We start from the raw sequence: 22,525 nt of genomic DNA on the forward strand, positions 1-22,525 counted from the left end.
CATCTCACCTCTTGCGTTTGACGTTTGGAATATGCGAGCGCGCATAGGCATAGCGCGTCTCGTCATGGGGCGGATGGCCGTGCGTGCGCTTCCAGAATTGGATGCCGCCCCGGCGCAGCAGTAGTGGAATAGTCAGAACCGCGCCGATGACAAAGCCGCCAGCATGGGCCCAGTATGCCACACCGCCGCCGCCCGTCTGCATCGACAGCCCGCCAAACAGCTGAAAAACGAACCACACGCCCAGCATTAGCCACGCAGGAATGGGCACGACCCTGAATATAAAGATCAGGATGATGAGAATATCGACCTTTGCCTTGGGGTATAGCAGCAGGTAGCCGCCCATCACGCCCGCGATGGCGCCAGATGCGCCAACGGTCGGAACCAGCGAATAAGGCTCGGACGCCAGTTGCACCAGTCCGGCGCCGATGCCGCAGGAAAGGTAGAAGGCGAGGTAGGGCAGGTGGCCCATCTCATCCTCAAGGTTATCGCCAAAGACCCAGAGGAATAGCATGTTGCCTGCCAGATGCATCCAGCCGCCATGCAAAAACATAGAGGTAAACAGCGTTTCATACGCGCTATCATACACTATTTTTGCCGGAATCATCGCCCAGTTCACATAGAATAAGTTCAGCGAATATGGGTCGCTGAAGAGAGACCAATAGCTGAGGAATACGCCGATATTCGCCACGATCAGCGCGTAGGTTACATAGGGCGTACGCCCCGACGGGTTATGATCGCGGATGGGAAACATGGGGCCACGTTGGCCCCATGTCTCAGTGCCGTCAAGTTACGACGCGCCGCCCAAGAGCGCGGCATTTCCGCCCGCCGCCGTGGTGTCGACGCAGACGTGCCGCTCGTTCAGAACGTAGCCTGCATCGGGCAGCCCTGTGATCAGCGGCAGGATCGGCCCGGTTCGTTTGCTGAGCGCTTGCGCATAGGGCCGCGCCATGCCCGGCTCGCCCCAGTATAGTGCGCCGGAAAAGCCGGTGAGCGTGGTTAGCGCCTCGGGCGGGACCGTTCCTGTTACCTCGACAGCCATGCCGCCAAGGCCGACGATTGAGCGGGCTTGCGCCTTGGCCGACTCGCGGCCCGGACCCATGCAAAGAAGCGGCTGGCGCGCGTGGCTGGTCAGGCGGTTTGACTCGCCCGTCGGGCCGGGCATCAACTGGTCCTCGCGGGGGGCCATTTCTACGGTCTTTGCCTTGTTTAGCATCGCTTGGATGTCCTTGGCGGCCATGATCCCTTCGAAATCCTGACCGGCCATTGGCGCGGGATGCGCGGTAAAGCGGGGTAGGTAGTGCGGGCCGCCGGCCTTTGGCCCGGTGCCCGACAGCCCCTCACCGCCAAACGGCTGCGATCCGACAATCGCGCCAATCTGGTTGCGATTGACATAGATGTTGCCGGCCTGCACCCGCTCGGTCACGTATTGCACGCGGTCATCGATGCGCGTCATCAGGCCGAATGTCAGGCCATATCCGGTGTCATTGATCGCATTTATAACCTTGTCCAACTCGGTCGCGCCGAAAGTCGCCATGTGCAGGACGGGGCCGAAAATCTCGCGCTCCATATCCTCGATACCATTCACACGGATCAGGGTGGGCGCGATGTAGGTGCCGGAATTGGGTGTCTTGAGCTCATGGATCAGGCGCCCTTCGGCGCGGGCGGTCTGGATATGCTCGGCGATACCTGCGCGGGCTGTCTCGTCGATGACCGGGCCGCAATCGGTGCTCAGATCCCAGGGCATGCCGATTACCACGGCGTCCATTGCGCCTACCAGCATTTTGGTGAATTCCTCAACAATATCCTCCTGCACGTAGAGGCAGCGCAGGGCCGAGCAGCGCTGTCCGGCGGACTGGAACGCCGATTCCACGATGGCCTGCACGGCCTGTTCGGGAAGCGCGGTACTGTCGACGATCATCGCATTCATGCCGCCAGTCTCGGCGATCAAAGGCGCGCCGGGGGCGAGGTTGTCGGCCATGGCGCTACGGATCTTCATCGCGGTCGCGGTGGACCCTGTGAACGCGACGCCGGATACGCGCGCGTCAGACGTCAGCGCGGCGCCCACTCCGCCGCCGCCGGGCAGCATTTGAAGCGCCGCTTTCGGCACGCCTGCCTTGTGCATAAGGCCTACGGCGAAATGAGCGATCAGCGGTGTTTGCTCGGCCGGCTTGGACAGGACGGCATTGCCAGCGGCCAATGCTGCCGCGATCTGGCCGGTAAAGATAGCGAGCGGGAAGTTCCACGGGCTGATGCAGGTGAACGTGCCGACAGGTCCCGTATCTGGTGCATTGGCGCCGTAGTAGCGCAGGAAATCGACGGCCTCGCGCAATTCGCCCACGGCGTCCAGCTGGCTCTTGCCTGCCTCGCGGGCGAGGATGGCGAAAATCTCGCCGAAGTTTTCCTCGTAGAGATCGCCAATGCGCGCCAGAATTTTGCCGCGCTCGGCTGCGCTGGCGGTCCAGGGGGCGGACATGCTCAGCGCCGTCTCGATGTCGGCGCGGCTGGCATTGGCAACGGTGCCGAGGCGGTCGGCGGGATCGGCGGGGTTATCGACGTTCACCGCATCCTCGGGCTGGGCCTTGGCGGCCAGCACCGGCGCAGCGGTCCATTCGGCGGTGGCAAAGGGCGTGCGCGCGGCCTCAATGTCGTCCAGTGTTGGCTGGTGTTTCAGGTCGAAACCTTTGGAGTTCACGCGCTCAGGCAGGAACAGCTCAGGGCCGGTTGGCAGATCTATGCCCTCCTGCTCGACCATGTGAAACGGATCGGCGGCAACGAGTTCGGGCGCGACATCCTCATCGACGATCTGATTGACGAAGCTGGAGTTGGCGCCGTTTTCCAGCAATCGGCGCACGAGATATGCCAGCAGATCGCGGTGCGCGCCGACGGGCGCATAGATGCGGCAGCGCGTGCCCTCTTCCTTGAGCACGATGTCGTGCAGCGCCTCGCCCATGCCATGTAGGCGCTGGAATTCGTACGCTTCGGGATCGGTGGCCATGTCCAGAACGGCCGCAACCGTGTGGGCGTTATGTGTGGCAAATTGCGGATAGATCCGGTCCGTCATCGACAGCAGCTTGCGCGCGCCGGCGATATAGCTGACGTCTGTTGCGGGCTTGGACGTAAAGACTGGAAAGCCGTCAATGCCGTCGACTTGGGCGCGCTTAATTTCTGTATCCCAATAGGCGCCTTTGACCAGACGCACCATGATGCGGCGGTCCAGCCGTGTGGCCAGATCGTAGAGATAATCAAGGACGTAGCCAGCGCGCTGGCCGTACGCTTGCACCACCACACCAAAGCCGTCCCAACCTGCCAGAGCAGGCTCTGCCAGCACCGTCTCGATGACGTCCAGCGACAGGGCGAGGCGACCCGCCTCTTCTGCGTCGATGTTCAGGCCCATACCTGCGGATTTGGCCAACAGCGCGAGGCTGCGAAGGCGCGGCACGAGGATGTCCATAACCTGGCTGCGCTGCGCGACCTCATAGCGCGGATGAAGCGCCGACAGCTTGACTGAAATACCCGGGTTTTTGCGGATATCGTCATTGGTGCACGCCTGCGCGATGGCGCTGATGGCGCGGCTATAGCTAAGGTGATAGCGCGTTGCGTCACGATCGGTTCGCGCAGCCTCGCCCAGCATATCGTAGGAGTAGGTGTAGCCCTTTTTCTCCAGCTTTTCGGCGCGCTCCATCGCGTTCTGGATATTCTCGCCCAGCACAAAGTTGCGGCCCATTTCCTTCATCGCGCGCGCGACGGCGGTGCGGATCACAGGCTCACCCATTCGCTTGACCGCGCTGCGCAGATGGCCGACGGGACCCTTGCGATCCTCCTTCAGCACCTTGCCGGTAAGCATAAGGGCCCATGTTGAGGCGTTGACCAAAGACGAGGTAGATTGGCCCATATGCTTGCCCCAGTCGCTGGGCGCGATCTTGTCCTCGATCAGGGCGTCGATCGTTTCCGCGTCTGGCACGCGCAGCAGCGCCTCGGCCAGACACATCAGTGCGATACCCTCATCGGTCGATAGGCCATACTCCGCCAGAAACACCTCCATCAGACCCGGATTGGACGACGCCCTAATGGCACGCACCAGCTCTGCGCCGCGGGCGCAGATCCGCGCGCGATCCTCAGGCGACAAGTTCGCTTCGGCCTTGAGCCGGTCAATAGTTGCGGCCTCGCTTGCATAAGTTTGCAAGTCAACGGCGCGGCGGGCGTCTGTATCGTATGGCATAAGGGCATCCTTTGGTGGCAGTGGCCGAAGGGCGGTGATGAATTGAACTAGCGTAGCACGGAATGTTTGGTTATTTTTCCTGTTAGATGTCATTTCGCAATGCGAATGAGTGGAAATGAGGCCTGGCGCTATGCAAATCGATCTGGATAAGTTCGACAAGGCGATCCTGCGTGTGCTAACCACCGATGGGCGCATTAGTATCACCGATCTGGCCCACCGAATCGGCCTGTCCAAGTCGCCCACGCAGGCCCGGCTGCGCAGGCTGGAGGGGGATGGCGTGATCTCCGGCTACCGCGCGATGATAGACCCGATCCGGCTGGGGCTGGATCACGTTAGCTTTGTCGAGGTGCGCCTGACCGACACGCGAGAGGCTGCACTGGCCGCGTTCAACGATGCGGTGCGCAAGATCCCCGAAGTTGAGCAGGTGCACCTCATCGCCGGAAATTTCGATTATCTGATGAAGGTCCGGACCCGCAACATGAACGAATACCGCCAGATGCTGGCCGACCGGATCAGTACTTTGCCGCATGTCGCAGGCACCAGCACCTACGTCGCGATGCAGGCGGTCAAGGAAAATGCGCCAGAGGATGCGATCTGAACGGACATGATCTGCGCGGACGTGATTTGACTGAAACCTGTGGAGCGGTGTTAACGTGGGGTATGAAACATATCTTAATCGCCCTTAGTCTCGCGGCCGCCCCAGCCCAAGCGCAGACTTGCCCGCCTGCGCCCTCCCACTCAGATGCGCTGCAGGCGCTGGTGGCTGAGGCGCAGGCCGCCCCGGACCGCGCCGCCGGTATGGACGTGTCAAACCGGATGTGGATGCTATGGACCGACGCGCCTGACGACCACGCGCAGGAATTGCTGGACGAGGGCATGGCGCGGCGAGAGAGCTATGATTACGATGGCGCAATGACCGCGCTGGTGGCGTTGATTGAGTACTGCCCAGATTACGCAGAAGGATATAACCAGCGCGCGTTTGTCCATTTCCTGCGGCAGGATTACGCCGCCGCGCTACCCGATCTAAACCGTACGTTGGATTTATCGCCGCAGCATGTGGCCGCCCTGACCGGCAAGGCGCTGACCCTGACTGCGCTGGACCGCAGGGGCGAGGCCGCTCTGGCCCTGCGCGCGGCGCTAAAAATGAACCCGTGGTTGTCCGAACGCAGCTTGCTACCCGTGCTAGAGGAGGCCGAAGACGCGCTTTGATGTCTGCGGGCGCTTTACACGGGCGCTGACGTGGGTATGGTCCGCCCCAATGCGGGCGTGATGGAATGGTAGACATACCAGACTTAAAATCTGTTGGGGCGTGTCCCCGTGCGGGTTCGAGTCCCGCCGCCCGCACCAAAGGGGAATTTTCACAGAAAATTCACCGCCGCACTTTCCTCAAACACGCACAAAAGGGGCAGGCGTTTCGCGCAGCGAAATGCCGAGAGCGGGCATAGATCCCCCAATTACGCTCTTACCTCCACGCCCCACTCAACGCGCCCGATTCCCACCATCCGCGCCAGCCTGCACAGTTCGCCTTCCAGCCGCGCGGCACGGGGCGCGGGCCAGCGTATGCCCCGCTCCGGCCAAAAGCCCGTGACGCGCAGCCAGCCTGCCTTGCGATCCGCCTTCAGCTCGATCCGCCCGACAAAGCGGTCGCCCTCCAGCAGCGGATAGACGTAGTAGCCCCAGCGCCGTTTTTCGGCAGGCACGAACATCTCGTTCACGTATTCAAATCCAAAGAGCCGCTTGAGCCGCGCCCGGTCGCGCACAGCCGGATCGAACGGGTTGAGGATGCGCAATCGGGCGGTAGGGGCGGGCAGGGCGGCGAGGCGGTCCTCAATATCGGACGGGGCCAGCGCTGGGCGCAACACTCCGTCGGCGCCAGTGACCTGCACCTCGCGCGCGCCGCACCTCGCGGCCCAATCGCGCGCCTCGCTGGCGTCCATAGCGGCCCAAAAGCGTTGGACTTCGCCGCAGGTTGCGATGCTTAACTTATCCAGCGCCGCATCGCATAGCGCATCCACGCAGGCAAGATCATCGGCCTCTGCATGTTCCTGCGAGGGAAAAACGCGGTGTGCCAAATCGTAAAACTTCACAAAATTTGTGCGCTTGCAGGTTGCCAGATCCCCGGCATACCACATCTGGTCCAGTGCCTTTTTATGCGGCGGGCGCGCCCACATCTCGCGGCTTGCGGCCTTGGTGTCGAACGCGTGGGTCGAGAGCGGCCCTTCGGTCTCAATGCGGGCGCGAACGGCGGCAATTTCGGCGCGGCCCAGCCCCGAGCGATACCATTCGCCCTGCGCTTTTTGGCCCATGCGGGCGAATTGGCGACTCCAATGCGGCAGTACTTCCATCGGGATCAGGGATGCATCATGAGTGAAATGCTCAAACAGATCGCGCCCCAGCAGCGGCCACAACATCCCCTCGCGGTAGTTCGGATTGCGTGACCATAGGATGTGATTATGTGCGCGCGTCACGTTGCGGATCGTGTCAATCTGCAGGAAGCCGATCTGCCGGATCAGCGCCATCACGTCAGGCCGCCCCGTACCGATTTCAGCGAGTCCGTTGGTCCAGAGCCACAAACGGCGCGCCTCGCGATTGCCGATGATGAGCCCATCACTCACAGTGTCGCACTCATAGCGCTGCGCTCACGGGGTGCTAAGCTGGATCAGCGCCTCGTTCAGGTCGCGCCCCTCTAGGGTTAAAACCGCCTCAAGAAACACCCGGCCTGCAAGGCAGGCGTCGCGATTGCTGGCTTTGTCCAGATTGGCAAAGCTACGCATCACCGCCGCGCCATCGGGGCGGGCTGCTATATAGCGCGTGAGCACATCGAATATCATCGCTTCGGCGCGTGCAGCGCGCTCTTGTGTCATGCGGGCCGGGCCGCGCGACGCGCCCAACTGGGCCGCGCGTAACTGGATGCGATAGTAATTGCGCAGCCCTTCGACATTCAGGCGCGCCGCGACGCGCGCTGTCTCTTCGGCCATGCGGTCAGGGGACAATTTTCCACTAACGGCGCGCCCGCAGACGGAAGGCGACATGCCGCCCAGAACCGCCTGCTCGACCAAGTAATAATAGCGCAGATCGCGTAGCGGCAGATGCCCCAAACCTTGATCAATAACGCTCCACAACAGGCCCTGCGCCCGCGCTATCGGGACGCGGGCGCCATCGCGGACCGCCAGAACCCGGTCGGCGATATACCCTGCAATGACGGGATCTTGCAGCATGTCGGCGGCGTGCTGTGTCGCCAGATCCAGCTTTTCACCCGCGAATCCCAGCGCAGATAGATCGGCGCGCACTTCGCCCTCTTGGTGCAAGCGCCCCAGCAGGCGGATCAGATCAGCGCGGCTGACCTCCTGCTGCGCGCCGGATTGTGCATGGGCTGCACCCGGGATGGCCACGTTCATTGACGCAGCGCTTCCCAGCGTCCAAAGCATCGCCGCAAATAATTTGATCGTCACCTGCTGCACGATGGGGCTCCCTTGTTTCGACTGTTTGCTGCGCCCCTAATATAGGCACAGCTTTGCGAGCCACCACCCCTAGTGGTTTGGCGCGCATGTGCAAGCAGACCGGCGGATCGCTGCCCGTGGCAGAAGGGAGCGGATAATGTTGCAGAGCAAGAGAGCGGTGGAATTCGTCCGCGATCCTTGCTAGGCATCGCCGCATCGCAGCAACTTCGAGGCACGCCAGATGAGCGCCACCGCCCGCAAGACAGCCCCGCTTCCCTCCGATATCCGCGCCATGAAGGGCGGCGCGCCCATTGTCAGCTTGACCGCCTATACCACGCCGATGGCGCAGATAATGGACGCCCATTGCGATTTTGTGCTGGTCGGTGACAGTGTCGGCATGGTGCTGCACGGCCTGCCGTCGACCACCCTCGTCACGATGGATATGATGATCATGCACGGCCGCGCCGTTGCGCGCGGGCTGGACAAGGCGATGCTGGTCATCGACATGCCCTTCGGCAGCTACGAAGAGGGGCCGGCGCAAGCGATGCGTAACGCCGCCCAACTGATGCGCGAGACAGGCGCAGCAGCGGTCAAGCTGGAGGGCGGCGCGCATATGGCCGAAACCATCGCGTTTCTCACGGCGCGGGGCGTGCCCGTGATGGCCCATATCGGCCTCACGCCCCAATCGGTGGGCACGCTGGGCGGTTACAAGGTTCAGGGGCGCGGTGCTGCGGCCAGCGCGCTTAGTGAGGATGCCCGCATGGTGGCCGAGGCCGGCGCATTCGCGGTTGTCATCGAAAAGGTGCCAGCCAGCCTCGCCGACCGGATCACCGCAGATGTAGCGATCCCGACCATTGGCATCGGCGCGTCGCCCGGCTGTGACGGTCAGGTACTGGTCGTCGACGACATGCTGGGCCTCTTTACCGCGTTCAAGCCGAAATTTGTCAAACGCTACGCCACTTTGGGCACGGACGGGGAGGCGGCGATTGCCGCCTATGCCGCTGACGTCCGCGCGCGTGCATTCCCTGCGCCCGAGCATACATTCGCCGACGAGACGCCCAGCGCATGACGGCCCCGATCCTGCGCAGCCGCGCCGAATTGCGCGGCATGACACGGCCTTGGCGCCTTGCGGGCGATACCATCGGCGTCGTTCCCACCATGGGCGCACTGCATGACGGCCACCTGTCACTGGTGGCGGCGGCAAAGCAGACCTGCGACCGCGTCATCGTCACGATCTTTGTCAATCCGCGCCAGTTCGGCTCGCCCGAGGATTTGGCCAACTATCCGCGCACCGAAACTTCGGATGCCGCAAAACTGGCGCGCTTTGACGTCGATGCGATCTATGTGCCGGACGGGGATGAGATGTATCCGGATGGCTTTGCCACCACAGTCTCGGTCACAGGCCTGACCGAAGTGATGGACGGCATTCACCGCCCCGGCCATTTCGAAGGGGTTGCCACGGTCGTCGCAAAGCTCTTTGCCCAGACATCGGCAACCGATGCGTTCTTTGGCGAAAAAGACTTCCAACAGCTTCAGGTCGTGCGCCGGATGGCCCGAGATCTGGACATCGGGGTCACGGTCCACGGCTGCCCCACCATTCGCGAGATTGACGGGCTTGCCATGTCCTCGCGCAACCTGTTGCTGTCGGACCGCGCGCGCGTCACTGCGCCCGTGCTACTGGAGCAGATGCAAGCGCTTGCCGATGCCGCCATCGAGGGCCGTGATTACGCCGCCGCCCAAAGGGCATCGATCCGCGCGCTGGAGCGAGCGGGCTTCACCGGTGTCGACTATCTTGAAATGCGTGCCAACGATGATCTGTCACTGCTTACCGCACCCATGCGGCCTGCGCGCCTCTTTGCCGCCGCATGGCTGGCAGGCGTGCGCCTGATCGACAACATCGCTGTGGAGGGTTGAAGCCCTGCGGCAGCGCAAATCCGGCCGCCGCAAAGTAAAAGGATCTAGCCGATTTCAAATTGCAGCGGTTTGATCTGCTGAAAATAGCCCGTCTTTCGCAGCGCATCGATCGCGGCCTGCGGCACCGGCGCATCGACATAAAGCAGCGCGATTGCCTCACCGCCCGCATTGCTGCGCCCGAGGGTGAAGTTGGCGATGTTGACGTCGTGCGCGCCCATCGTCTCGCCCAGTGCACCGATTATCCCCGGCTCGTCGCGGTTCGTGACATATAGCATATGTTCGCCAATTTCAGCGTCGATATTGATACCTTTAATCTGGATAAAGCGTGGCTTGCCGTCAGAGAATATGGTTCCACCGATCGAGCGTTCGCGCTTGTCCGTCACTACCGTCAGTTTAATGTAGCCCTCAAATGCGCCTGATTTGTCCTGATGGGTGGTGCTGATCTTGATGCCGCGCTCCTTGGCCACCACCGGCGCGCTAACCATGTTCACCTCGGGATTGACGGTTTTCATAATTCCCGCAACCGAGGCTGAGGTGAGCGCAGCAAGGTTCATCTGGCTCGCCACACCGTCGTAAAGGATATTGATCGCCTTGATTGGCTCGTCCGTCATCTGGCCGATGAACGCGCCCAAGTGACCTGCCAATTTGATCCACGGGCCCATTATCTTGGCCTCTTCGGCGGTGACCGACGGCATGTTCAGCGCGTTCGTCACCGCACCTGTCAGCAGATAGTCCGACATCTGTTCGGCCACTTGCAGGGCCACATTTTCCTGCGCCTCAGTGGTTGCCGCGCCTAGATGGGGTGTGCAGACCACATTGGGCAGACCGAAAAGCGGGTTTTCGGTGGCCGGCTCATTGGCAAATACATCGAAGGCGGCGCCAGCGATGTGGCCCGATTTCAGCAGGTCGGCCACTGCCTCCTCATCCACCAGACCGCCGCGGGCGCAGTTGATGATACGCACGCCTTTCTTGGTTTTCTCCAGGTTTTCGCGGCTGAGAATGTTTTTCGTCTGGTCGGTCAGGGGAACGTGCAGCGTGATGAAATCGGCGCGGGCCAGCAGATCGTCTAACTCGACTTTTTCGACGCCCATCTTGTCGGCCTTGGCCTCGCTGAGGAAGGGGTCATAGGCTATTACTTTCATCTTGAGGCCGCGCGCGCGGTCACAAACTATGCCGCCGATATTGCCCGCGCCGATCACGCCCAGCGTCTTGGCCGTCAGTTCCGTCCCCATAAAGCGGGACTTTTCCCATTTGCCTGCCTGGGTCGAGGCGCTTGCCTCGGGGATCTGGCGGGCGACGGCGAACATCATTGCGATGGCGTGCTCGGCGGTGGTGATCATATTGCCGAACGGCGTGTTCATCACGATCACGCCCTTTTTCGAGGCTGCGACTTTGTCGATGTTGTCGGTGCCGATGCCGGCGCGCGCGATGACCTTCAACTTGTGCGCGTTTTCAAGAATTTTCTCGGTAACCTTGGTGGCCGAGCGGATGGCGAGGCCGTCATAATCACCGATGATTTCGGCAAGGCGGTCCTTATCCTTGCCCACGTCGGGCTGGAAATCCACGTCGATGCCACGATCGCGAAAGATCTGGACGGCGGTTTCAGACAGCTTGTCCGATACGAGTACTTTGGGAGCCATTTTCAGCATCCTTATCAAATATGAGGGAGGGGCGGCGGGCCTACGAGGGCCCACCTGAAATCATGCAGCCTGGGCGGCCAATTCGGTGTGATAGGCCCATTCGATCCATGGCATCAGCGCCTGAACGTCGGACGTCTCGACCGTTCCGCCGCACCAGATGCGCAGGCCCGGGGGGGCGTCGCGGTAGGCGCCGATGTCATAGGCAACGCCTTCGGCCTCCAGCCGTTTGGCGACTGCCTTGGCAAATGCTGCGCCGTCCGCGATCTGCGGGTCGGTGAACCGCAGACAAACCGACGTGTTGGAGCGCGTCGCCGAATTTGCCGCGAGGTTCGCGATCCACGCGTTTTCAGCGCAAAAATCCGCTATAGTGCCTGCATTGGCGTCCGCGCGGTCCATCAGGCCCGGCAGGCCGCCGACGCACTGCGCCCAATCCAGCGCCAAGAGGTAGTCCTCGACCGCCAGCATTGAGGGCGTATTAATCGTCTCGCCCTTGAATATGCCCTCGATCAATTTGCCGCCTTTGGTCAGGCGAAAAATCTTGGGCAGTGGCCATGGGGGCGTGTAGCTCTCCAGACGCTCTACCGCGCGGGGCGATAGGACGATCATGCCATGCGCGGCCTCGCCGCCCAGCACCTTTTGCCAGCTGAAGGTGGTGACATCCAGCTTGTCCCAAGGCAGATCCTGCGCAAACGCGGCCGAGGTGGCGTCGCAAATCGTCAGGCCCTTGCGGGCGCCGCTGATCCAGTCACCGTTCGGCACGCGAACGCCAGAGGTCGTGCCGTTCCAGGTGAAAACGACGTCGTTATCCGTGTCGACGCCATTCAGATCGACAATCTCGCCATATTCGGCGGTCTTAATTTCAGCGTCCAGTTTCAGCTGTTTGACTGCGTCGGTAACCCAGCCTGCGCCAAAGCTCTCCCACGCCAGCATTTCGACCTTGCGCTGGCCAAGTAGTGACCACATCGCCATTTCGACCGCGCCGGTATCGGAAGCGGGCACAATGCCGATGCGGTAATCATCGGGGATGCCCAGCACAGCGCGGGTTCCGTCGATTGCAGCCTGAAGCCGTTCCTTGCCCACAGCAGCGCGATGGCTGCGTCCAAGCGGGGCGCCGGACAGCTTCTCCAGCGAAAATGCGGGGGGTTTTGCGCAGGGGCCGGACGAGAAGCGCGGATTACTCGGCCGCAGATCAGGTTGGCGCGCAGCGCTGCGCACGGGGTCGTTCATAGCCATTTATGCTATCCTTCCAGATAAGCGCCCTTCGTTGGGGAAGGGTGTCCCGCCGCAATAGCTAGGGCGGTGCGTGCCCTTTCGCAAGCGGATAAATGGGGCTATAGCGGCGCTTCGCGAATTATTTACGACGGTTTTTATCTATAGCCCGGAGTTACCGCTCATGTTTATCGCTACTCTGATTGCTGCCCCCGGCGGGCTGGAGCCTAGCCTGACGGAAAGCCTGCGCAATGCGTGGGGCGGGGGCGACATCCAGTGGCTTAGCCCCGATGAGGCAGCAGAATTCACGCTATCCGAAGTGCCGGGTAACCTGTGGAATGTGTGGGATGATCTACAAAAGCTGAGCGTTGATCTGGCGGTGCAGCCGCAGGCGGGCCGGCGCAAGGCGATGCTGCTGGCGGATATGGACAGCACTATGATCGCGCAGGAATGCATTGATGAGCTTGCCGAAGTGGCTGGCGTTGGCGAGGCGGTGCGCGCGATCACCGCCCGCGCGATGAACGGCGAACTGGATTTTGAAGGCGCGCTGCTTGAGCGTATGGCGCTGCTGAAAGGTCTGCCCGAGACGGTGGTAACAGACGTTCTGAACGCGAGGATTACGTATGCGCCGGGCGGCGCGGCGCTGGTCGCCACGATGCACAGCAATGATGCGCATACGGCGCTGGTATCGGGCGGCTTCACCGCGTTCACCGGGCCAGTTGCGGCGGCGCTCGGCTTTGACGAGGATCGCGCGAATGTGCTGTTGATCGAGGCGGGCGCGCTGACTGGCGACGTCGCGCGGCCCATCTTGGGGCGGCAGGCCAAAGTCGATGCGCTTGAGGAGATTACCGCACGGCTGGGCCTGAGCGCCGCTGATGTCATGGCCGTTGGTGACGGCGCAAACGATCTGGGAATGCTGGGCCGGGCCGGGGCGGGCGTCGCGCTGCATGCCAAGCCGGCCGTAGCGGCAGAATGCGACCTCAGAATTAATCACGGCGATCTGACCGCGCTGCTTTTCTTGCAGGGTTATGCGCGGACGGAATTCGTAGATGGATGACATGACCGGCTTTGGGGCGTAGCATTGCCCTAGCCTGCGGGCCGCAGATCTATGGCCGCAAGGGTATCAACCTCAAGGGAGTATGACCCATGTCCAGCACATTCATGTTTGTCTTTCACGGCGGCGGCAAGCCCGAGACGCCCGAGGATTGCGATAGGGTCATGGCCGCATGGACCGCTTGGATGACGGGCATTGGCGATGCGATGGTCGATGGCGGCAACCCTGTGGGTATGTCCAAAACAGTCGGCGAGGGCGGCGTGACGGACAATGGCGGCGCCAATCCAGTGTCAGGTTATTCCATCGTGCGCGCGGATAGCATTGATGCGGCTTGCGAATTGGCCAAAGGCTGCCCCATCCTGGAGGGTGGCAAAGGCACGGTCGAAGTGGCGGAGATCATCCAGATGTGATGTGGTAGATGAGCCCCGGTAGAACGTTTTTAGGCTAGCAGACCTGGCGCGGGCTTAATCATTCCTGTATCGATCCCGCGCCAGTTGCGCACGACCTTGTTCATGAACATCTGCGTCGATGGATGCGCGGCGTCCAGCACACCCAGCCGCACCAGCAGCGCGGCGATGGCGCACTCTGCCCCGCGCGTGCCGCCATCTGTGACCTTCAGCGCGATGCCCAAGCCGCGTCCGGGTATGATTGCGATGAAAAATGCCTCGGCACCTGTCTTTAGCGCGACCGGCTCTTTGCAGGCGCGCATCAAGAGGGTGCAGGCGCGCCCCTCTCCGGCCACCAGATCGGGGTGCGCGATCATTGCGTCGCGCAGGCGCGCGGCGGCGCTATCGCGCAGGCTGCCGCCCTCGCGCGCCTCGGCGAAGAACGCCATCGCGCGGGCCATGCCATGCAGCGATGTCAGGAAATTCGGCGCCGAGCATCCGTCGATGCCATAGCCGGGGCTGGCCTCGCCAGTCACCTCCTCGAACGCGGCGAGGCAGGCGCGCTGCACCGGGTGATCGACCTCGACATATTCTGGCCCAGCGCCCAGATGCTGCGCCACCGTCAGGAAGCCGGCATGTTTGCCCGAGCAGTTGTTGTGCAACTGGCATGGCTCTTCATGCGCGCGGATCAGCGCATATGCGGCGTCCTTGTCTTCGGGCATATGGCTACCGCAGCGAAAATCAGGCTCGCTCAGACCGAGGCCAGCCAGCCATTTTGCCACCCGGTCAGTATGGATCGCCGCGCCGTTATGTGACGCGCAGGCCAGCGCCAGCTGCTCTGGCCCGAGGTTTGCTGCATCCGCCGCGCCGCTTTCGATCAGGGGCAGGGCCTGCAGCATCTTGGAGGATGAGCGCGGATAGACCTGCACATTCGGATCGCCCCACGCCTCGACGATCTGCCCGCCCGGCCCGCATATAACCGCGTGGCCCAGATGCATGCTTTCGGCTATCGGGCCGCGCCAAATTTCGGTCATGGGGACGGGGGCAGGTGCGGGATTGGACATAAATTCTGGCTCCGGCGATTGGCAATGTGCGGGTTTCCGCCAATTCAATCTTTCGTTTCTGGCGCGTTCTAGGCTAGTATCGCACTGTCGAGAAGAATACCGCGATTGCCAAGCGGAAATCCCTGTGAGAAGCAGGTGGCTGGCAAGAGCGATCCAATTGAGGCTCAAGGACGGCTTGGAGGCTGCATAAGAATGGCATCACACGTGACGCGCGGCGCACTGGGCGCAGCAATTACTGCATTGACGATGATCGGGTCCGGCGCGGCCCTCGCACAGGCGGCAAGCACCAATCAGGTCGCCGCTAAAACCGCATGGAGCGTGTTTACTGAGAAAACACCTCGCGAGTGCTGGACAGTGTCGGCACCGACCGAAACGATCAATAGCAAGGGTGGCAAAGTCGTGGCTGTGCGCCGGGGCGAGATCCTGTTTATGACCTTCTTTCGACCTGATGCTGGCGTTCGCGGGCAGGTGGCGTTTACCGGTGGCTATCCGTTTGCGGATGGATCGACTGTCGGGCTGCAAATTGGCACCGATACGTTCGAGCTGTATACCGAAAAAGAGTGGGCATGGCCGGCCAGCGCCGACGACGATGCCAAGATTATCGCAGCGCTCAAGCGCGGCTCTGACGCGGTGCTGACAGCGCGGTCGTCACGCGGAACGCAGACCAAGGATTCGTTTTCGCTGATCGGCTACACTGCCGCGATGGAAGAGGCGGCAAAGCGCTGCCAGTAGCTTTCAGTTGTTTGGCATGAAGTAAGAGCGGTCCCCAGCGGATCGCTCTTTTTCGTTGTTGAGAGGCGCATTTGCATAGCTTGCACGATGTTGCCCCCTTTGGCATTGCGCAACATATCCTATATAGGGCCGTATCCGACCCTTGAGAGGCCCGCCCAGATGACCCGCACCGCCCCGATCACCCAAGACGTCATGACCATTCCGCGCAAGGCAGAAGGCGGCAAGCCGAATCTGATCGGCCTGACGCGTGACGCGCTACGCCAGACGCTGATCGAGAATGGCACGCCTGAGAAACAGGCGAAGATGCGGGCCGGGCAAATCTGGCAGTGGATTTATCAGTGGGGCATCCGCGATTTTGCGGACATGACGAACCTCTCCAAGGCGTACCGGATTGAGCTGGAAGAGATATTTACGCTACACACACCCGAGGTCGTCAGCCGCCAGGTCAGCAGTGATGGCACCCGCAAGTATCTGGTGCGCATCGCTGGCGGCCATGAGGTCGAGGTCGTCTACATCCCCGAAGAGGGGCGCGGCACGCTGTGCATATCCTCTCAGGTCGGCTGCACGCTGACATGCTCGTTCTGCCATACGGGCACCCAGAAGCTGGTGCGCAACCTGACAGCGGGCGAGATCGTCGGCCAGATCATGGTCGCACGCGATGATCTGAAAGAATGGCCCGAGCAGGGCGCGCCAAAGGATGAGACGCGCCTTCTGAGCAATATCGTGCTGATGGGCATGGGAGAGCCGCTTTATAATTTTGAGAACGTGCGCGACGCGATGAAGATCGCGATGGACCCCGAAGGCATCCAGCTTAGCCGACGCCGTATCACCCTGTCGACGTCAGGCGTCGTGCCCGAAATCCACCGCACAGCGGCGGAGATAGGATGCATGCTGGCAGTCAGCTTTCACGCGACGACGGACGAGGTGCGCGATGGCCTCGTCCCGATCAACAAGAAATGGAACATTGAGGCGCTGCTGGATGCGTTGCGCGCCTATCCCAAGGTCAGCAATTCTGAGCGGATCACGTTCGAATATGTCATGCTGGACGGCATCAACGACACGGACGAGGACGCGCGCCGTCTGGTGAAACTGATCGAAGGCATCCCGGCCAAGATCAACCTGATCCCGTTCAACGAATGGCCCGGCGCACCCTACAAGCGGTCGTCGAACAACCGCATCCGCGCCTTTGCCGACATCATCCACAACGCCGGTTACGCCAGTCCCATCCGCAAGCCTCGCGGCGAGGATATCATGGCCGCCTGTGGCCAGCTAAAATCTGCGACCGAACGCGCGCGCAAATCACGCCGCGAAGTCGAAGCGGACGCAGGTCTGAGCTGAGCCCAGACAGGAGGCGCCGGTAAGGGTGTAGGACGCGCCGGACGGCTGTTACCTTGGCAAATCATTCTCTGATCGTATGCTCTTGGGCCCCGCAGCCACTGCTGGGCGGCTTGCCTCATTCTTGGTCAAACCGACCGCGCCCGGCCCCAATCCGTTCAGATTGTTGCCGTAATGTGGGGTTATCCAGTGATTATTAATTTATTTTCACAAGGTATAAAACAATGAGCAACGACATTAAGGACATCCTGACCCTCATCACCCGCGAGCGCGGCTTGGCCGTGTCTGACCGCGAGTGGCAGCACCGCCTGCGTGGGTACGGTTATGCGATCCGCGACACCGATGAGGGCCGCGTGATCACGTCGCTGCTGCGCAACGCGCCGCTTTGCGCCATTCCGGCAGAATTGGCAGCGTAATCAGCAAGGCACCTGCGCGGCGTCCCATTCGGCGATGATCCGCACCGCGTCTGCAGCCGTTTCGACAAATTGGAACAGGTCCAGATCCTCGGCACTAATGGTGCCGGCATCTGCCAGCGCCTCCCAGTTTATAATTTTGCGCCAGAATTCTTCGCCGAACAACAAGAAGGGCATGCGCTTCATCCGGTCGGTCTGGATCAGCGTCAGTGCCTCAAACGTCTCGTCCAGCGTGCCAAAGCCGCCGGGAAAGACGCAGACCGCACGCGCGCGCATCAGGAAATGCATTTTGCGGATCGCAAAGTAGTGAAAGTTAAAGCACATGCCGGGCGTGACGTATTCGTTCGGCGCCTGCTCGTGCGGCAGCACGATATTTAGCCCGATAGAGGCGCCGCCCGCATCGGCCGCACCGCGATTGCCCGCCTCCATCACGCCCGGCCCACCGCCCGTGGCGATGACATAATCGCGCCCGTAAGCGGCCATTGATTTGAGGGTCATCAGACGCGCGAATTCGCGTGCCTCATCATAATACTTCGACAGATCCGCCAGCGTTTTCGTCCGGGCGGTATCCTTATTTATCGGCTCGGGAATGCGCGCGCCGCCGAACAAGACCACCGTGCTGCGAATTCCGCGCTCGTTCAGGATCAACTCAGGTTTGAGCAGCTCCAGCTGCAACCGAACTGGACGCAGATCCTCGCGCAGCATGAAATCGAGATCATTAAAGGCCAGCCGGTAGGCCGGTGCGCGTGTCTGGGGCGTATCCGGCACCTGCTCGGCGGTGCTGCGATCCGTGCCCGCATCGCGGAACTGGCTGGCGCGGTCATCGGTCATGTATATCATCCTTGGGGCTGGCATGTGCTTTTTGCCATCAGTATCGCCTCACGCAGGGCTTGACCAGCGGTGCGGGGGCGGCGTGCGCATTGCGCAGACGCGTCTGCCTGCCTATACGATGCTTCGAGAATTATGCATGACCAAGGAGCGCCCTCATGTCCAACGCCCAGCTAGAGACCGCCATCGACGCCGCTTGGGAGGCGCGCGACACCATTAGCCCGGCCACGGGCGGCGAGACGCGCGAGGCGATTGAGGCGACGCTGGACGCACTGGACAGCGGCACCCTGCGCGTGGCCGAGCCGCGCGAGGACGGCGCGTGGCACGTCAACCAGTGGGCCAAAAAGGCCGTGCTGCTAGGTTTTCGCATCAAGGAGATGGAAGCGCAGCCGGGCGGCCCACAGGACGCCGGCTGGTGGGACAAGGTCGACAGCAAGTTCAAGGGCTGGGGCGAGAATACGTGGAAGGCCGCAGGCTTTCGCGCTGTGCCCAGCTGCGTGGTACGCAAGAGCGCATATATCGCGCCCGGTGTCGTCCTGATGCCGTCCTTCGTCAACGTGGGCGCCTATGTCGACAGCGGCACGATGGTCGATGCGTGGGCCACCGTGGGTAGCTGCGCGCAGATCGGCAAAAACGTTCATCTATCGGGCGGCGTTGGCATTGGCGGCGTGCTGGAGCCGATGCAGGCAGGCCCGACCATTATTGAGGACAACTGCTTTATCGGGGCGCGGTCCGAGGTGGTCGAGGGCTGCATCATCCGTGAGGGCAGCGTTCTGGGCATGGGCGTGTTCATTGGTCAATCGACCAAGATCGTCGACCGCGAAACGGGCAATGTGACCTATGGCGAGGTGCCCAGCGGCTCTGTCGTGGTGGCGGGCTCATTGCCATCCAAGAACGGTGTGAACCTTTATTGCGCGGTGATCGTCAAGCGGGTGGATGCGCAGACCCGCTCCAAAACGTCGATCAACGAACTGCTGCGCGACTGATGACCGACAGCGACAAGCCCAAGAAAGCGCCCAAGCGGCAGGAGGTCTATACCCTTCTGGTCGAAATCGGGCGCAAGGCTGGCGACGGCCTGCCCAAAGGCGCGACCGGTGCGGCCCTCGTCATCTATGCCAGCGGCGTGGATGAGGGTGAGGCCGTGCGCGAAACAGTGGCTATTTTGAAACAGGCCGACACCGCGCCGCTGGATGTATCGGGCTACGGTACCCTGGCCGAGCGCGAGGCCGAGGGCCACGAGATCGGCGAAGAGGACCGCGCGCTGATGCAGCGCGCGCTGGACGAAAACTCTGTGATTGTCGCGCAGATGGAGCCGTTCTTTGGCGAAGAAGATCGCGGTACGCGCCTTGATGCGCGTGTGGACCCGAACGCCGAGGACTGAGCCAGCTTCAGGCTGCGCGCTGCATTGCCAGCGTGCGCGCCTCAAACGGCTTGAGCACTGGCCAGATTGGCCGCGCGTGTTCGGGCAGGCGCGCGCCTTCCAAGCCGCCCAGCACCGATGCGGCCAGCGCGGCGGGATCGCGGCGCAAACGCCCGATATATAGGCTCTCGACCGGGCACCCGGCGGCCAGTATGGCCTGATGATCCGGCAGCAGCAGGTGGTGATACGTCACCAGATCTGGGCCGTTCCCATGATACGCCGATGCACCGTTGACCAAATGCCGCGCCGGAACCAGCGCCGCCTCGGTGCCGAACATGTACTCAACTTCGCTGCCGCCGATGACCAGCCGCTGATGCGGCGCAATTACGATGTCGCGCGTTAGTCCAAAGAACGGCGCACGCAGCCGAACGGGCCGCAGCGACCCATGCGCTGGCACCGTTTGGCGCACTGCGCGCAGCACCGGTACCGCCTCGCCGCCCGAGGTCAGCACCAGATCGCCGCGCTTCAGCTGGGAAATCGGGACCTCGCCGTGCGGGGTGGCGATGGGCACGCCGCCGGTCAGGCCGGGCATCGGGCCAATAGGCTCCACTTCGTCCGATACAGCGATAAAGCCGACATCGGCGTCCATTACCCGGTGCGCCGGAAACCGGGTGAGCATCCTCAGATCCTCAAGCGAAATGGGGCGCACGGCAGATACGGGCGCGCGCCGGATAAGCCCGCTGGACAGATGTTTGAGCGACAGAACACCGTTGCCGGCATCCGCGTCCCACGCATACCGCACACGCACCTGATCTGACCGCCCATCCAGATCATGGGTTAGCGCCGCGTGGCGCACATCGCCGCCCATCTCGTCGATCAGGATTATGCCGCCCGAGGGCAATACCTGAACCGACAGCGCGCCGCCGCCAGACCCTATTCGCGCGAACTTTAGGAGTGTCTGGGGGCGCCCTTCGGGCGATAGATATGTATCGATCATCAGCGTGCCGCGCCGGGCGACACCACTGATTGGCTCTGTCTGTAGTGCGCCTTGGTGAAGCAGGCCGGCCGCATCGAACCGCCCCCCGCTGTGATCTGCGTACCCTATCCAGCCCATGTCAGGCTGCCCGCGCGCCGGACATCAATACCTGCGCCTCGTAGCGTTTCAACGTGCGCCGCGCAGAGGGGCTATAGCCGCGCCCCGTCTGGCGGCAGAGCTCCGGAAAGATCGCACAAATTTCGTCGACGATCTCGGCATCGAAGCTGGAGACAGTTTGCGGTCCGGGCAGGAAGCTCTCGGTTTGCAGGCCTTCTGAATAGACCACCTGATGCCGGTCAAACAGGATGTGGACATACTCGACCTCGCCGCCCTCGACGCGCCGCACGCTGCGATCATTGACCAGATCGCGCGCGGCCACCAGCACCTCGCCTTCGCCAAAGAGCAGCTCGGCCAGAGAATCGCGGATCAGCACCCGGTGCAGCGGCGACAGGGCCAGTCGCTGATGAGTGCCGAAAGTGTCGGCCTCAATGACGATGGGGGCAAAGTCGCCCGCCGCTGCAATCCGCCGCCGCCCGATCCAACGCAGCGGTTGCGCGCCCTCGTCGCGGGTCATCACCATGTCGCCGGGCTCCAGCGTCTCGACGGCGCGGTTGCCGTCCGGCGTAAGGATCATTGTGCCCGCTACGAAACAAGGCACGCTGTCGACCAGCACAAAGGCAGTGTCGCTGACGCCGCTAGAATTCTCGGCAGTGTAGGTAAAGTTAAACTGTTCTGTGTCGCCATCACCGGTCAATCCCAGCGTGCCGTCGGCGTTCAGTTGCACCGTTTGGCCGCTGTTCAACGTGACAGTATCGCCCACCGCGACCGCCTGGCCATTGATATGTGTGATCGTCAAGCTACCGGCGCCGTTGTTGATGTCGTTGGCCAGAACATCCAGCGACTTGGACCCTAATGGGTCCAGATTGGTCACATCGTCGATGGCTAGAAATGTCGATTGAACACTACCGCCCGCGATGATCAGCGTGCTGTCGTAATTCGCATCGGTCACGTCCGCGATGCCAATGCGGATCGAGTTGGTCTGGTTTGCGATAACAGGGATCTTGAGCGTCAGATTAACGGTAAAGCCGTCCATCTCGGTGTTGTACTGGTCGTTCGTGTTGTCGATGAAGAGGTTGCCGTTGGCCCCGGCGTTCAGGTTGTTGGGGTCGATATCACCGTCTCCAACGCTCAGCTGCACTTGCTGGCCGTTGATCCAGACGCCGACGAAGTCCTGAAACGCTCCGGCCGCATATTCGGGATATTCGTCCGACGCAAAGACGAACTGCATCGTTAGCATGTCGCCCGTAGGCGTGAAGTCGACGTCGATATAGGACGCATCGAATGTGGATGCGCCTGCCGCCGTGTTGAAATCAGCGACGTTGTTGGGGCCGCTCGAATCGGTCGTTTGCGATGTGCTGGTGTTCGATCCGCCCTGCCACCACTGGCTGCTTCCGGTAAAGCCGCGCAGATCGCCGGTCGAGAACATGACGCCCGTGTCGCCCGGCATAACACCGGGCGAGATTGCGTCGCCGTCACTATAGATGCCCGAGCTGTCGCGATCTCCGGTGTAGGACGCGCTCTCGATGGTCACGCCAGAGCCGAACATCTCTTGCGCCATCTCAATAGCTGACGCATTTCTATCGATAGGTATTTCTACGCCTGCAACCATGTTTTGCCTCAATTCATTAGATCAAGGTCAGAACACACGCAGCCTAGCGGCGGGCGTAATTCGCCCGTCTCCACTGATGAATCGCAAAAATGGCGATCCGCTCGAATTAGGGCCTATTGCGGCCCCGCTGCTGTTGCCCTGCCTCGGGTCTCTTCTTTTTATAACCCCACTTTTACCAATTTTTCGCCGCGCTGTTAACAGTTATCGCGGCGCGCAGGCATTATTT

General features: G+C 61.8%; 21 protein-coding genes and 1 tRNA gene. 12 read left to right on the plus strand and 10 right to left on the minus strand.

The window, feature by feature from the left end; translation table 11 throughout:
- Nucleotides 1-4: 4 nt before the first annotated feature.
- Together MK6180000_RS00450 and putA are read right to left on the minus strand one after the other, a co-directional pair.
- The gene (locus MK6180000_RS00450) at nucleotides 5-751 is read right to left on the minus strand and encodes a rhomboid family intramembrane serine protease (protein WP_138932932.1); all 747 of its coding nucleotides are present in this window, start codon (nucleotides 749-751) and stop codon (nucleotides 5-7) included.
- Between the two features lie 36 nt (nucleotides 752-787).
- Nucleotides 788-4,219, minus strand: coding sequence for a bifunctional proline dehydrogenase/L-glutamate gamma-semialdehyde dehydrogenase PutA (gene putA, locus MK6180000_RS00455; RefSeq protein WP_138932933.1), 3,432 nt, complete (start codon nucleotides 4,217-4,219; stop codon nucleotides 788-790).
- A 130-nt stretch (nucleotides 4,220-4,349) separates the two neighbouring features.
- Between putA and MK6180000_RS00460 the strand changes: the two genes are divergently transcribed.
- From MK6180000_RS00460 to MK6180000_RS00470, 3 genes are all read left to right on the plus strand, one after another.
- On the plus strand, nucleotides 4,350-4,817 hold the full coding sequence (locus MK6180000_RS00460; RefSeq protein ID WP_138932934.1) for an Lrp/AsnC family transcriptional regulator: 468 nt from the start codon (nucleotides 4,350-4,352) through the stop codon (nucleotides 4,815-4,817).
- Nucleotides 4,818-4,879: 62 nt separating this feature from the next.
- Nucleotides 4,880-5,428, plus strand: a complete 549-nt coding sequence (locus MK6180000_RS00465; protein WP_138932935.1) for a tetratricopeptide repeat protein — start codon at nucleotides 4,880-4,882, stop codon at nucleotides 5,426-5,428.
- A 51-nt stretch (nucleotides 5,429-5,479) separates the two neighbouring features.
- Nucleotides 5,480-5,566 (plus strand) — tRNA-Leu (locus MK6180000_RS00470).
- A 107-nt stretch (nucleotides 5,567-5,673) separates the two neighbouring features.
- On the opposite strand, the gene MK6180000_RS00475 is transcribed toward MK6180000_RS00470, so the two are convergent.
- Nucleotides 5,674-6,834 carry a winged helix-turn-helix domain-containing protein gene (locus MK6180000_RS00475; protein ID WP_246040383.1) on the minus strand — a complete coding sequence of 387 codons (1,161 nt, stop codon included), beginning with the start codon at nucleotides 6,832-6,834 and terminating at the stop codon, nucleotides 5,674-5,676.
- 24 nt (nucleotides 6,835-6,858) lie between these two features.
- Nucleotides 6,859-7,680, minus strand: coding sequence for a hypothetical protein (locus MK6180000_RS00480; RefSeq protein WP_138932936.1), 822 nt, complete (start codon nucleotides 7,678-7,680; stop codon nucleotides 6,859-6,861).
- A gap of 220 nt (nucleotides 7,681-7,900) precedes the next feature.
- Between MK6180000_RS00480 and panB the strand changes: the two genes are divergently transcribed.
- Together panB and panC are read left to right on the plus strand one after the other, a co-directional pair.
- Nucleotides 7,901-8,728: a 3-methyl-2-oxobutanoate hydroxymethyltransferase gene (gene panB / locus MK6180000_RS00485; protein WP_138932937.1), complete on the plus strand. Its 828-nt coding sequence runs from the start codon at nucleotides 7,901-7,903 to the stop codon at nucleotides 8,726-8,728.
- A complete protein-coding gene (gene panC / locus MK6180000_RS00490) occupies nucleotides 8,725-9,573 on the plus strand; it encodes a pantoate--beta-alanine ligase (RefSeq protein ID WP_138932938.1) in 849 nt (282 codons plus the stop codon). Before panB ends, panC begins: the two co-directional genes overlap by 4 nt.
- 44 nt (nucleotides 9,574-9,617) lie before the next feature.
- Here panC and serA read toward each other — a convergent pair whose 3' ends face one another.
- Together serA and MK6180000_RS00500 are read right to left on the minus strand one after the other, a co-directional pair.
- Nucleotides 9,618-11,213 carry a phosphoglycerate dehydrogenase gene (gene serA / locus MK6180000_RS00495; RefSeq protein ID WP_138932939.1) on the minus strand — a complete coding sequence of 532 codons (1,596 nt, stop codon included), beginning with the start codon at nucleotides 11,211-11,213 and terminating at the stop codon, nucleotides 9,618-9,620.
- 60 nt (nucleotides 11,214-11,273) lie between these two features.
- Entirely contained in the window at nucleotides 11,274-12,446 is a 1,173-nt protein-coding gene (locus MK6180000_RS00500; RefSeq protein ID WP_246040384.1) for a phosphoserine transaminase, read from the minus strand.
- A 160-nt stretch (nucleotides 12,447-12,606) separates the two neighbouring features.
- On the opposite strand from MK6180000_RS00500, the gene serB reads away from it, so the two are divergent.
- Together serB and MK6180000_RS00510 are read left to right on the plus strand one after the other, a co-directional pair.
- Complete coding sequence (gene serB, locus MK6180000_RS00505; protein WP_138932940.1) at nucleotides 12,607-13,479, plus strand: phosphoserine phosphatase SerB; 873 nt, start codon at nucleotides 12,607-12,609, stop codon at nucleotides 13,477-13,479.
- Nucleotides 13,480-13,568: 89 nt separating this feature from the next.
- The gene (locus MK6180000_RS00510; protein WP_138932941.1) at nucleotides 13,569-13,886 is read left to right on the plus strand and encodes a YciI family protein; all 318 of its coding nucleotides are present in this window, start codon (nucleotides 13,569-13,571) and stop codon (nucleotides 13,884-13,886) included.
- 29 nt (nucleotides 13,887-13,915) lie between these two features.
- Here MK6180000_RS00510 and MK6180000_RS00515 read toward each other — a convergent pair whose 3' ends face one another.
- The gene (locus tag MK6180000_RS00515; RefSeq protein WP_246040385.1) at nucleotides 13,916-14,926 is read right to left on the minus strand and encodes an asparaginase; all 1,011 of its coding nucleotides are present in this window, start codon (nucleotides 14,924-14,926) and stop codon (nucleotides 13,916-13,918) included.
- A gap of 246 nt (nucleotides 14,927-15,172) precedes the next feature.
- Between MK6180000_RS00515 and MK6180000_RS00520 the strand changes: the two genes are divergently transcribed.
- The 3 genes from MK6180000_RS00520 to MK6180000_RS00530 all read left to right on the plus strand — a co-directional run bounded on the left by MK6180000_RS00520 (nucleotide 15,173) and on the right by MK6180000_RS00530 (nucleotide 17,409).
- On the plus strand, nucleotides 15,173-15,658 hold the full coding sequence (locus MK6180000_RS00520) for an invasion associated locus B family protein (protein ID WP_171054702.1): 486 nt from the start codon (nucleotides 15,173-15,175) through the stop codon (nucleotides 15,656-15,658).
- 159 nt (nucleotides 15,659-15,817) lie between these two features.
- Nucleotides 15,818-16,996, plus strand: a complete 1,179-nt coding sequence (gene rlmN / locus MK6180000_RS00525) for a dual-specificity RNA methyltransferase RlmN (RefSeq protein ID WP_138932943.1) — start codon at nucleotides 15,818-15,820, stop codon at nucleotides 16,994-16,996.
- A 221-nt stretch (nucleotides 16,997-17,217) separates the two neighbouring features.
- Entirely contained in the window at nucleotides 17,218-17,409 is a 192-nt protein-coding gene (locus MK6180000_RS00530; RefSeq protein ID WP_138932944.1) for a hypothetical protein, read from the plus strand.
- Here the strand turns inward: MK6180000_RS00530 and MK6180000_RS00535 are convergent, their stop codons facing one another.
- A complete protein-coding gene (locus tag MK6180000_RS00535) occupies nucleotides 17,410-18,237 on the minus strand; it encodes an LOG family protein (protein ID WP_138932945.1) in 828 nt (275 codons plus the stop codon).
- A gap of 155 nt (nucleotides 18,238-18,392) precedes the next feature.
- Between MK6180000_RS00535 and dapD the strand changes: the two genes are divergently transcribed.
- Together dapD and MK6180000_RS00545 are read left to right on the plus strand one after the other, a co-directional pair.
- On the plus strand, nucleotides 18,393-19,220 hold the full coding sequence (dapD, locus tag MK6180000_RS00540; protein WP_138932946.1) for a 2,3,4,5-tetrahydropyridine-2,6-dicarboxylate N-succinyltransferase: 828 nt from the start codon (nucleotides 18,393-18,395) through the stop codon (nucleotides 19,218-19,220).
- A complete protein-coding gene (locus tag MK6180000_RS00545; RefSeq protein WP_138932947.1) occupies nucleotides 19,220-19,615 on the plus strand; it encodes a hypothetical protein in 396 nt (131 codons plus the stop codon). Before dapD ends, MK6180000_RS00545 begins: the two co-directional genes overlap by 1 nt.
- A 7-nt stretch (nucleotides 19,616-19,622) precedes the next feature.
- Here MK6180000_RS00545 and MK6180000_RS00550 read toward each other — a convergent pair whose 3' ends face one another.
- The gene (locus MK6180000_RS00550; RefSeq protein ID WP_138932948.1) at nucleotides 19,623-20,708 is read right to left on the minus strand and encodes a Hint domain-containing protein; all 1,086 of its coding nucleotides are present in this window, start codon (nucleotides 20,706-20,708) and stop codon (nucleotides 19,623-19,625) included.
- 1 nt (nucleotide 20,709) lies between these two features.
- Complete coding sequence (locus MK6180000_RS00555) at nucleotides 20,710-22,299, minus strand: Hint domain-containing protein (RefSeq protein ID WP_138932949.1); 1,590 nt, start codon at nucleotides 22,297-22,299, stop codon at nucleotides 20,710-20,712.
- Nucleotides 22,300-22,525: the final 226 nt, after the last annotated feature.

It is taken from the genome of Roseovarius arcticus, assembly GCF_006125015.1.
Classification (GTDB): Bacteria; Pseudomonadota; Alphaproteobacteria; order Rhodobacterales; family Rhodobacteraceae; genus Roseovarius; species Roseovarius arcticus.